Below are 12,262 nucleotides of genomic sequence, written 5' to 3'. Positions count from 1 at the left end.
CTGGCTGACGGCGCGCCGCGACGCCCCATGAGGCCGCCAGGCGAAGCATGTTCGCCCGGCGCCAATCGTCCTATCGCACCCACGCGCCGGGAATGAACACCCACTGTCCGTGGCGACGAACCCAGCGCGGCTGCCGCCAGCGGTGGCCGCGACGGTGGGGAATCCAGCGACCCGGAATCCAGACATAGGTGCGCCGCCGCGAATCCCACGCCCAGTGGCCGGCGGCCCAGACATGGCCAGGCCGTCCAGGCGGTCGCCGCTCACGACGCGGCGGCGGCGGCGGCCGGTTGGATGGCGGCCAGGACCTGGCTTCGGCCTCGTCGGGCGTCAGGGCGATCAGGGGCGTCGCCGCCGCCGCCGCGACAAGCGCGCCAAGGAAGGAGCGTCTCGAAAACATCTTGCCAGTCTCCCTGTTCGTTTGCCGCCCGTGGGCCACGGGCGGCCTCGTCAGTGGCTCAGGCCGCTTCCCGCGTCAGCATCCGTTCCGCCTGCGCGAGAATGAAATTCGCCGTCAGTTCCGGGTCCTCCATTGGCACGAAATGACTGCGGCCCTTCGCGTGGTGGACGTGCAACTGGGGAATCAGCTTCTGGAATTCCGCCGCCGAGACGTCGGAAATCGTGCTGCGGGCGTCGGCCCGCATCAGCGCGGCGGGCAATTTGATCTGGGCGGCCCGCTCCCAGACGCGCAGGATGTCGATGGAGTTGAAGATATTGGCCTCCCACTCCGGCGCGCAGGCCAGTGAGACGCTGCCGTCGGCGTGGGTGATCAGGCCGCCGTCCAGATAATCGTCGAGGATGCCGTCGGCCCAATACGCGAACATGCCGCGACCGTCGTATTTCGCGCGAATCTCGGCGCGCGAGGACCAGTCCCGCCGGCGTTTGCGCGCGCCAGCCGCCAGTTCGTTGTCGGTGATGGTTCCGTTGCGGCGCGCTTCCAGCAGGGCGGGAGCCGCGTCGGGGCCGATGACGGCGGGGTCGATCAGCACCAGGCCACGCGCCAGTTGCGGCCGCGCCGCCGCGTACATCAGGGTGACAGCCGCGCCCATGGAATGGCCAACCAGCAGGGCGGGCTCGCCCAGGTGCTGCAGCAGCCCGTGCAGGTCGTTCTCAAAACCGGACCAGTCGTGCACCGTCGCCGGGTCCGCCGGCAGGGTGCTGAAACCGTGGCCGCGCGCATCGCTCATGACGATGCGGAAGCGGTGCTTGAGCAATTCGCCGATGCGGCGGTAATTCTGGGCGTTCATGCCGGTGGCGTGCGCCAGATGCATCAACGGCGCGCCCGGGCCAGCTTCATCCCAGCGAATTATGGACATGTCGCCGTCGGCGAGGCGGATGGTTTCACGTTTCATCAGTAACCTGTGCCAGCCTCCGGCGCCGGGAGCGGACGACGGACTGGAGCATGTCGCATTCCCCAAACCGGGCGGGTTGGCCCGGCGTCGGGGAATGCGGGGATAGAAACTGGGTTCGATCTGGTCTGGGCCGGACCGGCTCGAACCCCGGCGGAAGCTTGCACTAATATTCCGCCAGATGCTTCCCGTGTCATCACCAACCGGGAGCAGACGCGACAATTGCGCAGTGCATGGCATTCGCCGCTTTGGCTTCTGACCGGTCCATTCCCGCTTATTTCCCGGAAGCGGCGGGGGCCTCCGGGGCCGGCTGTCCCTGGGCCGCCTCGCGACATTCCGTGGTCTTGCCGTCGCGCGTGAAACGCGCCGTTCCCTGATGTGTCCAGAACTCGACATTTCCGCCGGCGTAACGGACGCCGGAGGCGGCCATGGCGGCGCGCAGTTCATAGCGGTCGTCGCCAATGGTCAGCATGGCCAGCACGGAATCAGGAAAGCGCGCGACGATTTTTGTTCCGTCATCACAGGCATAGTTGACCGGCGGCGGGGGCGGCGTCGGGCGCTCCGGCTGGCGGCTGAAGGGGGCTTCCTGGTTTTGCGCGCCGGCCTGTCCGCCCATGGCGGGCGTGTGGTCAGGCGCCGCCGCATGCGCCGTCGCGGCGCAGCAGATCAGTGCGGCTGAAAACGGTCGCGCCATCCAGCGGCCCATGACATGCGTCAGGAACCGGGGCCTGAACCGGACCATGTCCCGGGAAAACGGCGCGGCGAACGTGTGGTCTGGCATCCTGTTCCTTTTCCTCCAGGGGGCGGGAGTGATTCCGGGTCGCGCCGCGTTTCACGTCGCGCCGCGCTGCGCAGCCTCGCCGCAAACGGTCGCTGAGGCAAACGCCGGCGGGTTTGTCTCGCGCCACACGGGTGAACTTCTTCGCGCGCGGCAACCCCGCGCGGCGCCCATATGCCGCGCGGCGCTTGACTCGACGCGCCGGTTGCGGGGACAACCGGCGTTCCCGCCAGCGCGAGACCGAGCGCGAGACTGGCAGCCAGCATTGGGATGATCATGGCCACGCAAACGGGCGATTACGCGCAACTCGAAACCATTATCGAAAACGCGTTTGAGCAGCGCGCCGAGGTTGGGTTCTCGACGAAGGGCGAGATTCGCGACGCCGTCGACACGGCGCTGAACCTGCTCGACAGCGGCAAGGTCCGCGTCGCCCAGAAGGGTGCTGACGGCGAATGGACGGTCAACCAGTGGCTGAAGAAGGCGGTGCTGCTGTCGTTCCGTCTCAACGACATGGCTCCAATCCCCGGCGCCCCTGGCGGCGCGACCTGGTGGGACAAGGTGCCGTCGAAGTTTGAAGGCTGGGGCGACAACCAGTTCCGCGCCGCCGGCTTCCGCGCCGTGCCGGGCGCCATCGCCCGCCGCAGCGCCTTCATCGCCCCTGGCGTCGTGCTGATGCCGTCGTTCGTCAATCTCGGCGCCTATGTGGACGAGGGCGCGATGGTTGACACCTGGACGACGGTCGGCTCCTGCGCGCAGATCGGCAAGAACGTGCACCTGTCTGGCGGCGTCGGCATCGGCGGCGTGCTGGAGCCGTTGCAGGCCGGCCCGGTCATCATCGAGGACAATTGCTTCATCGGCGCCCGCTCGGAAGTCGCCGAGGGCGTGATCGTCGGCGAGGGCGCCGTGCTCTCCATGGGCGTCTATCTCGGCGCCTCGACCAAGATCATCGACCGCGCCACCGGCGAGGTGCATGTGGGCCGCGTGCCGCCCTATTCGGTGGTGGTGGCCGGCAGCCTGCCGGGCAAGCCGCTGCCGGACGGAACGCCGGGGCCGTCGCTGTATTGCGCCGTCATCGTCAAGAAGGTTGACGCCCAGACCCGCTCCAAGACGTCCATCAACGAGTTGCTGCGCGACTGACGAACGCGCGGAGCGGGCGGCGCCAACCAACAGCCACGGGAGCCGCCACTGTCCAATCACGTCATGGCCGGGCTTGTCCCGGCCATCCACGGCGGCGACCCGTCGGCGCCCTGGGGCCACACGCACAACCGCCATGCCGCCGCTGCCTGCGCCGCGCGGGCATTCCGGCGCCATACTTCAAGCTTCCATCACCCAAGCCTTCCACCCAAGCCTTCCACCCGAGCCGGCGAGAGTGTCAAATGTCCGAGCCCCGCTCCCCCCTGGCTGACAACGCCCTGGAACTGACCCGCGCCCTGATCCGTTGCGCCTCGGTGACGCCGGAGGAGGGGGGAGCCCTGTCGTTTCTTGAGGGCGTGCTGGGCGCCGACGGCTTCGATGTCGAGCGGCTGACCTTCAGCGCGCCGGACACGCCCGACGTGGACAATCTCTACGCCCGCTACGGCAACGCGCGCCCCTGCCTGGTGTTCGCCGGCCATACCGACGTGGTTCCGGTGGGCGACGAAGCCGCCTGGACCCATGACCCGTTCGGCGCGGTCACGGACAATGGCCTGCTTTACGGGCGCGGCGCCGTTGACATGAAGGGCGGCGTCGGCGCCTTCGCCGCCGCCGCGCTAGACTACATCCGCGCCAATCCGGGTTTCCCTGGCTCCATCGCCTTCCTGATTACCGGCGATGAGGAGGGGCCGGCGGTCAATGGCTCGGTGAAGCTGCTGCAGTGGACGCGGGAGCAGGGCGAGGAATTCGATCACTGCATCCTTGGCGAGCCGACCAATCCGCAGGCTCTGGGCGACATGATCAAGGTGGGGCGGCGCGGCTCGCTCACCGGCCGGCTGACCGTGCATGGCGTCCAGGGCCACGTGGCTTACCCGCACCGGGCGCGCAACCCGATTCCGGCGCTGATGCGCTATCTGGACGCCCTGCTGGCGACGCCGCTCGACGCCGGCAACGAACGCTTCGACGCCTCCAATCTGGAAGTCATCAGCGTCGATGTGGGCAACCAGGCGACCAACGTCATTCCGGCGGACGCGCACGCGGTGTTCAATATCCGCTTCAACGACATCTGGACGCTGGAGACGTTGCAGGCCGAGGTGCGCCGCCGCCTGGCCTCGGCGCCGGAAGGGTTGCCTGAGGCAACCGTTCGCTTCGACCCGAGCAACTCCGTGTCGTTCCTGACTGAGCCCGGCCCGTTCGTCGACCTGATGTGCGACGCCATCGAAGCCGAGACCGGCCGCCGACCGGAGCTGTCGACCAGCGGCGGCACCTCGGACGCGCGCTTCATCAAGGACTATTGCCCGGTCATCGAATTCGGCCTGGTGGGCGACACCATGCATCAGGTGGACGAGCGCACGCCGGTCGCCGACCTTGAGGCGCTGGCCCGCATCTACCGCCGGATGATCGAAGCCTATTTTTCCCGCATCAGTCCGGCTGGATAATCCACGCTGACGAAATACAGCCCGTGCGCCGGCGCCATCGGGCCGCAACGGCGGCGGTCGCGCGCGTCCAGCGCCGCGCGCAGGTCGGAGACCCGCCAGCGCCCGCATCCCACCTGTTCCAGCGAGCCGGCCATGGAGCGCACCTGATGATGGAGGAACGAACGCGCTGAGGCGTTGATGCGGATTTCGTCGCCAATGCGCTCCACATCCAGCCGGTCGAGCGTGCGGATCGGGCTCGCCGCCTGACATTCTGAGGCGCGAAACGTGCTGAAGTCGTGGCTGCCGAGCAGCGTTTGCGCCGCCGCGTGCATGGCGGCGGCGTCCAGCGGCCGCGGCACGTGCCAGGCGCGGCCGAAATCCAGCGCCGCCGGCGAGCGCCGGTTGAGAATCCGGTAAATGTAATGGCGCTTCAGCGCGCTGTGCCGGGCGTCGAACTCCGGCGGGGCGCGGTGGGCCGAGACCACGGAGATGCGGTCGCCGCCAAGCTTGAGATGGGCGTTGATGGCGTCGCGCACCGTGTCCGTGCGCCAGTCGCGCGTCAGGTCCACATGGGCGATCTGGCCGACGGCGTGGACGCCGGCGTCGGTGCGGCCGGAGCACTGGGCGCGCGGGTGCTCGCCGGCGAATTTGACGATGGCCTCCTCAATGGCCTGCTGCACCGAGCGGCCATTGTCCTGCCATTGCCAGCCCACATAGGCGCCGCCGTCATATTCGATTACCAGCCGGTAGCGCGGCACGTTGAAACTCCGTCTGGTTCAGCGGCGGGAAAAGATGACTGGCGCGACGGTCAAAGCTGCGCGCCCGGCGCCAGCCGCGCCCCGCGCATGAATTCCCCGGCCGTCACCGCGCTTTTCCCGGCCCGTTGCGCCCGCAGCACGCGGATCGCGCCCTTGCCGCAGGCAATGGTCATGTCGGGAGCAAGCAGTGTTCCAGGCCCCGCCAGGCTGTCGTTCCCCGCCAGGGTATCTGGCGCCCCGTGGGGAGCAACGCCTGGAAGTTCATGCGCGATGGTCGCCTGCAGCACCTTCACCCGCTCCGGCTTGCCCTTGCCGAGGTCGGCCTCGAAAAACGCGCCCGGGAACGGCGACAGGCCGCGAATCTGGTCATGCACCGTCCGGGCGTCCTGTGACCAGTCAATGCGGCCGTCGGCGTTGCTGATCTTGTGGGCGTAGGTGACGCCGGCTTCCGGCTGCGGCGTGAAACCGAGGGAGCCGCGCTCCAGCGCCGCAAGGGCGCGGGCGGCCAGATCGGCGCCGAGGGCGGAGAGGGCGTCGTGCAGTTCGCCCGCCGTCATCTCCGGGCCAATCGCCAGCCGCTCGCACATGGCCACCGGGCCGGTGTCGAGCCCTTCCTCCATCTGCATCACGCAGACGCCGCTCTCGGCGTCGCCGGCCATGATCGCCCGCTGGATCGGGGCTGCGCCGCGCCAGCGCGGCAGCAGCGAGGCGTGCAGGTTGATGCAACCAAACCGCGGCGCCTCCAGAATATCAGGCGGCAGGATCATGCCGTAGGCCACCACCACGGCGACGTCGGCGTCGAAGGCGCGAAACGCCTCCGCCGCTCCGGCGGTGCGCAGGGTGGTTGGGGTCAGCACCGGAATGCCGAACCTGTCGGCCATGTCATGGACCGGGCTTTTGCGCTCGTTCATGCCGCGTCCGGCCGGCCTTGGCGCGCGGGTGTAGACGGCGACGACCTCATGGCCGTGGCCGACGAGTTCCGCGAGGGTGGGCGCGGAGAAATCCGGCGTTCCCATGAAGATGACGCGCACGGTTCAGCTCCTGTCGCATGTTCCGCCGCAGCGGCCCTGGCTCACGTCACAGGGATACGGCGTTTCAAACCTGGCTCAGGCCCGGGATTCTGGATTCAGGCCTGGGATTTGGCCAGCTGCCGCGCCAGTTTGGCGAACTTCGTGTTCACCCGGTCGCGTTTCAGTTTCGACAGGTAATCAATGAACAGCACGCCGTTCAGATGATCGATCTCGTGCTGCAGGCAGGTGGCGAGCAGGCCGTCCGCCTCAATTTCCTGCATTTTGTCATGGATGTCGCGATAGCGCACCCGCACCTGCGCCGGCCGCTCGACTTCCTCGTAATACTCCGGAATCGACAGGCAGCCCTCGCGGTAGACGTTGGTCTCGTCCGACTTCCAGGTGATCTCCGGATCGATGAAGATCATCGGATTGCCGTCGACGCCCTCGTCCCGCACGACGTCGAGCACCAGCAGGCGCTTCAGCTCGCCCACCTGCACGGCGGCGAGGCCGATTCCCGGCGCGTCATACATGGTTTCCAGCATGTCGTCGGCCAGCCGCCGGATCTCCGGCGTGACCGCGCCGACCGGGGCCGAGGCCTGACGCAGCATGGCGTCGGGAAGGATTACGAGGGGGCGAATTGTCATGATCTCCGCCAGATAGGGCTTTCCAGGCGCCCGGTCAATGTTGTACCTGTTTTGTTCCTGAAATGAAAACGGCGGCGGTCTGACGCGGCGTCGACCTGCCGGGGCGTTCAGGCCGCGCAGCGCGCAGACAGCTTCTGGCGACTGGATTCAGTTGATGGCGGGCGCATGAAGGACGCTTGAGTGCATGAGGGACGCTTGGGTAACAGTCGCCGGGCATGGTTTCAGTCAGAACGAGACGCTGCTTGGCCTGGCGATCGCCGGCGTTCTGTTGCTGGCAATGCTGCTGTGGCGCGCCGGCGGCCAGCGGCGCATCGCGCCAGGCTGGGAGGCGGAGGAGGTGCTGGCCGCCCTCGACGCCCATGCCCGCGAGATGGACGCCCGGCTGGAGCACCTGGCCCGCGCCCAGGCGGAAATGCACGGCGGCCTGCATGCGGGCGTTCAGGGGCTGGGCGCGCATCAGGCTGAGATCCAGCGCGCCGTCGCCGGTCAGATGGAGGTGCTGCAACACCGCGTCGGCCGTGGCCTGGCCGACATGATGGAGCGCACCGGCGGCGGCCTGGCGCATCTGTCCGAGCGTCTGGCGCTGATCGATGCGGCCCAGCAGAATCTCAACGCCCTCACCGGCCAGGTGGTGGGATTGAAGGACATTCTCGCCAACAAGCAGACGCGCGGCGCCTGGGGGCAGGGGCGGATGGAGGCGATCGTTCGCGATGGCCTGCCGACGGGCGTCTTCAGCTTTCAGGCCACCCTGTCCAATGGCCGCCGGCCCGATTGTCTGGTGCAGTTGCCCGGCGACCGGCCGCTGGCCATCGACGCCAAGTTTCCGCTGGAGGGGTTTCAGGCGTTTCGCGCCGCGTCCGGAGAGGAGGCCCGTCGCGCCGCCGCCGCCCGCCTCCGCCAGGACGTCGCCATCCATATCCGCGATATCGCCGGCAAATATCTGCTGCCGGGCGAGACCCAGGACATGGCGCTGATGTTCGTGCCCTCGGAATCGCTCTACGCCGACCTGCTCGAACATTTCGAGGATGTGGCGCAGATGGCGACGCGGGCGCGGGTCATCATCGTGTCGCCGTCGTTGCTGGCGCTGGCCATCCAGCTGGTGCGGGCGCTGGCTCGCGACGCCCGCATCCGCGATGAGGCCCGGACCATCCAGACCGAGGTCGGCCGCCTGCTCGACGACCTCAACCGCCTGCAGGATCGCGCCGGCAAGCTGGACGCGCATTTCCGCCAGGCCCGTGAGGACCTGGCGGCGCTGAACGTGTCGGTGGAGAAAATCGCCCGCCGCGGCGGCCGCATCGCGGCGCTGGAGTTCGATGGCGCGGAGTGAAAGAGGCGATCAGTTCGCGATGTATGTGATCCTGGCGGTGCGGCCCTGCGAGACGGGCGGCGTGTCAGCCGAATAGGTGATGGAGAACAGCGGCGCGTAGTTGGGGCGGGCGTCGGTCAGGGTGAGTTTCATGTTGCAGAACGACTGTTGCGCGACCACAGTCTTGATGAGCTGGTCGCTGTTTTCGACGTCGTTGATCTGCACCAGGCTATAGTTGCCGCCAATACTGCCGCCTGCCGGCAACTTTCGGCAATCGTCGACACCATAGGAAGCCATGGTGATGGCGGCGATGGCATTGGCCGGCTGTTCCAGCATGCTCCCCTTGATACTGGCGTTCTGGCTGAAATCCTGCGTATAGGCGCTCGTGGTGAATGGCCCCCGGACGCCATTGCCGGTGGGGTCGCTCATGTCATGCACCAGATTGACAGGGTCGCCTGGATTGACCGGCGCCAGGGGCGTTGAGATCAGTTGACCAGTGTTGTCCAGTTTCATGGAGGCGAGAGACCATCCCTGGCCCTTGCCGAACATGTTCCAGCCCAGCACGGCGCGTAGGGCGTTGGTCGCTGGACTGGCGTCGTTGTAGACTGAGGAGAACAGGTAAATGCTCTGGTCTCCAGACATCGCGGGGGCCGCTGGCGCGGTCAGCCCGGCGTGCATGAAGTTCACGCCTCTTGTCAGCCCTGCTCCCGCCACCAGATCGTATCCGTCAAGCGTGGCGTCGCTTGCCATGCCGCCGGCTTGCAGGGCGGCGCCGCCGCGACTGTACCGCGGCTTGGCGCAGCTCCCTGCGGCGCGTGAGGAGCTGTCTTTCTTTGAAACAATGCGTCCGCCGGCGAGCGTCTCATGCGGCTTCAGAAACGTGACGCATTCCGGCGCCATGTAGCCGAATGGCGTGGCGAGATAGCTGGCGGGCACATGCGCAGGCCGCGAGGCGGCGTTGGCGGGGGCGCTCGCGAGGGCGAGACCCGTCGCCAACGCCAGTGAGGACAGAAAACAGGTTTTCATTCCGTAGCTCCGGTGAGCAACTCCAGCAATTCGGGGACGCGGGCGCGATTTTCTCTCAGGCGACGATCCGACAAATCGGGCGCGTCATCGGCCTGGTATCCGCGAATTGTTGGAAAATTGATGATATAACTTAAGTATTGTCGTTGCTGGCCAGGTTAATTCACTGGCTGTCGAGCGTCAGCGTGATCGCGCATTTGTGGGCCGAGGCCGGGGCCACGACAATCTGGTCGCTGATGTTCTTCTCCCCGGTCGAGGTGGTCAGATCAGTGGCGAGGTAGGGATAGAGAATTTCACCGCCTGCAGGCATCAGGTTGCAGGTTTTGACGTTGTAGCCTTCCAGGCCAACATTGATGACCTGATCCGGATTGAACGAGGGCGGAGTGAAGGTGGTCTGCACAAGCGGATTGCCAGCCTCCCCGTCGAGGACCGAGGCGTTGATGACATGCTTCCCGTTGGCCTGCCGGGCGTTGATGATCTGCCGCAGCTTCGCGCCAGGCGTCGCCGGAACCGGATCGGAAACATACAGGCAGTCGTCATCCTCGGAGGCGAACCACGTGGTCACGGTCCAGCCCGGCGTGACGCCCATCATGTTCCAGCTCACGACGGTCTGCACCATGGGGCCTGAGAGGTCCCCGGCGTCGTGCAGGCCAGCGAGCAGATAGAGAATCTGCTTGCCCTTCAGGGTCGGGGGCGGCGGCACGACAATATCGGCCGTCATCTGGATTGTTTGATAATCCTTGGGAAAGTTGACGGAGGCGTCGGCAAGATAGTGGCTCTTGGCCGCCAGCTTGCCGCGACGGTCGCCGGCGCGATCAAGCGTCAACCCGGCGGCGTTGAAGCGGGCGCTTTTGCATTCGCCGGGATTCACATCCCTGCTGGCGCGGCGCCGCGCCTGCCGCATGGCGACGCTTTCGCCTTTTCGCAGCTGTATGACGGCTTGCGGCGCCACATAGCCAAGGGGCGTCGCCAAATAGTGCGCCGGCACGCTGGCCGGTCGCTGTTCCGCGCTGTTGTCGGCGCCGTTGGCCAGGCTGGCCATGGGCGGCAGCGTTGCGAAGAGCAGGCCGGCCGCGACCAGAATGGAATATGCTCTGGGTGATGTCATGATGTCCTCGGATCATGCGCGCTGTGGAAGTAAAACTGTATGGCGCGTTGAGCGGGACGTCAGACAATGACAGAGGTTGTATGATCTATGGCGGCTGTTGCAGGTCGTGATGACAGGCGCGCGGCAGGGGCGCGCCTTTTATTCCTGCTTATTCATGCGGATATTTTGCACGAAAGCGCGCCCGGACTTCCATGGACTCTGGCCCGTCGCTTGCGTTTGCTACAGCGTGGTGCGCTGGCGGATGGCGGCGACCAGGGTGCCTTCGTCCAGATAATCCAGTTCGCCGCCCACAGGCACGCCGTGGGCGAGGCGCGTCACCTTTACCGGCAGATGCTGCAGCATGTCGGTGATGAAATGCGCCGTGGTCTGGCCGTCGACGGTGGCGTTCAGCGCGATGATGACTTCCGTGACAACCGGGTCAGCGGCCCGCTCCGCCAGCGACGCCAGATTGAGGTCGTCCGGCCCGACGCCGTCGAGCGGCGACAGCACGCCGCCGAGCACATGGTAGCGGGCGTTCAGCGCCGCCGCGCGCTCCAGCGCCCACAGGTCGGAGACACTTTCCACCACGATCAGCACGGCGGGGTCGCGGCGCGTGTCCTGGCAGATGGCGCAGGGAACGCTGGTGTCGACATTGCCGCAGGTGGTGCAGGTCACCACCCGGTCGGCGACGACGCGCACCGCGTCGGCCAGCGGCCCGAGCAGCGCCTCGCGCTTGCGGATCAGGTGCAACGCCGCCCGCCTTGCCGAGCGCGGCCCCAGTCCGGGCAGACGCGCCAGCAACTGGATGAGACGTTCAAGTTCGGGACCGGTTGACGAAGCCATGATGACCTGGAAAATCTGCGCCGGAGCGCTTGCCCGTAGCGGGCGGGTTACCCGGAGCCGGAGATGAATTCACCGCTCATGTTGCGCCGCTGGCGCAACCATGGCGAAGCGGTTTTCACCGTAAATGCTCCAGAGCGATTCATGAACGGCTCCGGTTCCGGAAACGGGATACCACTTTCCGTCCGGATCGCGCATCAGCGGAAAAGTTACGGCGCGCCATTCCGTTTGAACCTGCCTGAGCCTGCCCTGACGGCGTCTGTCTCGCCGCAGGGCGTTCCTGGCGATGGCAGGGAAGGCCGTCAGTTCGCCGTATGCCTGCTTTGGGCGCCGAGGCGCGCCGCGGCCTGCACCCAGCGGTCAAAATCGTGCATGTTCTGCTGCACATAGCCCTGCAGATGCCGCACGCCGCTTTCGAGCGCCGCGCGCTGGGCTTCCGGCATGGTTTCTTCCGCCAGCGCATGGCGCAGGTTGACGACGTCCTGCTGCCACTCGCGCGCCACCTGGGCCAGCCAGACGGCCTGGTTCAGGGCCGTCGCCATCCGCGTCCGGTCGTTGTCCGCCGGTGGGCCAGGCCGCGTCACGGCGGCGAGGGCGTGGCCCAGCGCCGTATGGGCCGCCTCCAGTCGGTAGACCAGCGCCACGTTCAGCGTATCGCTGGCCACGTACGTCTCGTGCAGTTCGCGCGCGATCGTCATCATGTCCGCTGTCGCCCGACGCAGTTGCCGGCGGGCGCGGGGATTGAACGGCGCCAGCCACCCGGCCACGGCGGCGAGCCAGCGCGCCGGCCGCGCCAACGCGCGTCGCGCCAGTCCGGCGGCGCGCCCGGTTCCAGCGGCGCGCCGTCCGGCGCCCGGACGCGCGCCCGCCGGCAGGCGGCGCAAGACGCGTTTGGGAGCCGGATCAGGCCGCGCCACGGGC

At 67.3% G+C, this 12,262-nt stretch carries 13 protein-coding genes; 3 read left to right on the top strand and 10 right to left on the bottom strand.

Features of this window, described 5'->3' with window-relative positions; translation table 11 throughout:
- Window positions 1-70: 70 nt before the first annotated feature.
- The 3 genes from IE243_RS12770 to IE243_RS12760 form a co-directional block, all read right to left on the bottom strand.
- Entirely contained in the window at window positions 71-397 is a 327-nt protein-coding gene (locus IE243_RS12770; protein WP_191319768.1) for a twin-arginine translocation signal domain-containing protein, read from the bottom strand.
- 58 nt (window positions 398-455) lie between these two features.
- Complete coding sequence (locus IE243_RS12765) at window positions 456-1,349, bottom strand: alpha/beta fold hydrolase (RefSeq protein ID WP_191319767.1); 894 nt, start codon at window positions 1,347-1,349, stop codon at window positions 456-458.
- A 271-nt stretch (window positions 1,350-1,620) separates the two neighbouring features.
- Window positions 1,621-2,127 (bottom strand): MliC family protein, encoded by a 507-nt coding sequence (locus tag IE243_RS12760; protein WP_191319766.1) that lies wholly within the window; start codon window positions 2,125-2,127, stop codon window positions 1,621-1,623.
- Between the two features lie 273 nt (window positions 2,128-2,400).
- On the opposite strand from IE243_RS12760, the gene dapD reads away from it, so the two are divergent.
- On the top strand, window positions 2,401-3,261 hold the full coding sequence (dapD, locus tag IE243_RS12755) for a 2,3,4,5-tetrahydropyridine-2,6-dicarboxylate N-succinyltransferase (protein WP_191319765.1): 861 nt from the start codon (window positions 2,401-2,403) through the stop codon (window positions 3,259-3,261).
- Between the two features lie 239 nt (window positions 3,262-3,500).
- Window positions 3,501-4,694: a succinyl-diaminopimelate desuccinylase gene (gene dapE / locus IE243_RS12750; RefSeq protein ID WP_191319764.1), complete on the top strand. Its 1,194-nt coding sequence runs from the start codon at window positions 3,501-3,503 to the stop codon at window positions 4,692-4,694.
- Here the strand turns inward: dapE and truA are convergent.
- The 3 genes from truA to def form a co-directional block, all read right to left on the bottom strand.
- Window positions 4,664-5,431: a tRNA pseudouridine(38-40) synthase TruA gene (truA, locus tag IE243_RS12745; RefSeq protein WP_191319763.1), complete on the bottom strand. Its 768-nt coding sequence runs from the start codon at window positions 5,429-5,431 to the stop codon at window positions 4,664-4,666. The two genes, dapE and truA, sit on opposite strands and share 31 nt — an antisense overlap.
- Before the next feature lie 50 nt (window positions 5,432-5,481).
- Entirely contained in the window at window positions 5,482-6,447 is a 966-nt protein-coding gene (fmt, locus tag IE243_RS12740; protein ID WP_191319801.1) for a methionyl-tRNA formyltransferase, read from the bottom strand.
- 110 nt (window positions 6,448-6,557) lie between these two features.
- Window positions 6,558-7,085 carry a peptide deformylase gene (gene def, locus IE243_RS12735; RefSeq protein ID WP_191319762.1) on the bottom strand — a complete coding sequence of 176 codons (528 nt, stop codon included), beginning with the start codon at window positions 7,083-7,085 and terminating at the stop codon, window positions 6,558-6,560.
- 184 nt (window positions 7,086-7,269) lie between these two features.
- Here def and IE243_RS12730 point away from each other — a divergent pair, with 184 nt between their 5' ends.
- Entirely contained in the window at window positions 7,270-8,412 is a 1,143-nt protein-coding gene (locus IE243_RS12730) for a DNA recombination protein RmuC (RefSeq protein ID WP_191319761.1), read from the top strand.
- A gap of 9 nt (window positions 8,413-8,421) precedes the next feature.
- On the opposite strand, the gene IE243_RS12725 is transcribed toward IE243_RS12730, so the two are convergent.
- From IE243_RS12725 to IE243_RS12710, 4 genes are all read right to left on the bottom strand, one after another.
- Window positions 8,422-9,417, bottom strand: coding sequence for a hypothetical protein (locus tag IE243_RS12725; RefSeq protein ID WP_191319760.1), 996 nt, complete (start codon window positions 9,415-9,417; stop codon window positions 8,422-8,424).
- A gap of 160 nt (window positions 9,418-9,577) precedes the next feature.
- Window positions 9,578-10,522, bottom strand: coding sequence for a hypothetical protein (locus IE243_RS12720; RefSeq protein ID WP_191319759.1), 945 nt, complete (start codon window positions 10,520-10,522; stop codon window positions 9,578-9,580).
- Between the two features lie 219 nt (window positions 10,523-10,741).
- Window positions 10,742-11,344, bottom strand: coding sequence for a recombination mediator RecR (recR, locus tag IE243_RS12715; RefSeq protein ID WP_191319758.1), 603 nt, complete (start codon window positions 11,342-11,344; stop codon window positions 10,742-10,744).
- Between the two features lie 299 nt (window positions 11,345-11,643).
- On the bottom strand, window positions 11,644-12,258 hold the full coding sequence (locus IE243_RS12710) for a hypothetical protein (protein WP_191319757.1): 615 nt from the start codon (window positions 12,256-12,258) through the stop codon (window positions 11,644-11,646).
- Between the last annotated feature and the right edge of the window lie 4 nt (window positions 12,259-12,262).

The sequence above is a fragment of the Camelimonas fluminis genome (genome assembly GCF_014656355.1).
Classification (GTDB): domain Bacteria; phylum Pseudomonadota; class Alphaproteobacteria; order Rhizobiales; family Beijerinckiaceae; genus Camelimonas; species Camelimonas fluminis.
This window is presented reverse-complemented; position numbering and strand designations above follow the sequence as displayed.

Bases quoted from the DNA above. Each gene is read 5' to 3' on its own strand.
- IE243_RS12765 (WP_191319767.1), bottom strand. From the start codon at position 1,349: ATGAAACGTGAAACCATCCGCCTCGCCGACGGCGACATGTCCATAATT.
- IE243_RS12720 (WP_191319759.1), bottom strand. From the start codon at position 10,522: ATGACATCACCCAGAGCATATTCCATTCTGGTCGCGGCCGGCCTGCTC.
- IE243_RS12725 (WP_191319760.1), bottom strand. From the start codon at position 9,417: ATGAAAACCTGTTTTCTGTCCTCACTGGCGTTGGCGACGGGTCTCGCC.
- IE243_RS12770 (WP_191319768.1), bottom strand. From the start codon at position 397: ATGTTTTCGAGACGCTCCTTCCTTGGCGCGCTTGTCGCGGCGGCGGCG.
- fmt (WP_191319801.1), bottom strand. From the start codon at position 6,447: ATGGGAACGCCGGATTTCTCCGCGCCCACCCTCGCGGAACTCGTCGGC.
- dapE (WP_191319764.1), top strand. From the start codon at position 3,501: ATGTCCGAGCCCCGCTCCCCCCTGGCTGACAACGCCCTGGAACTGACC.
- def (WP_191319762.1), bottom strand. From the start codon at position 7,085: ATGACAATTCGCCCCCTCGTAATCCTTCCCGACGCCATGCTGCGTCAG.
- IE243_RS12760 (WP_191319766.1), bottom strand. From the start codon at position 2,127: ATGCCAGACCACACGTTCGCCGCGCCGTTTTCCCGGGACATGGTCCGG.
- recR (WP_191319758.1), bottom strand. From the start codon at position 11,344: ATGGCTTCGTCAACCGGTCCCGAACTTGAACGTCTCATCCAGTTGCTG.
- IE243_RS12730 (WP_191319761.1), top strand. From the start codon at position 7,270: ATGAGGGACGCTTGGGTAACAGTCGCCGGGCATGGTTTCAGTCAGAAC.
- dapD (WP_191319765.1), top strand. From the start codon at position 2,401: ATGGCCACGCAAACGGGCGATTACGCGCAACTCGAAACCATTATCGAA.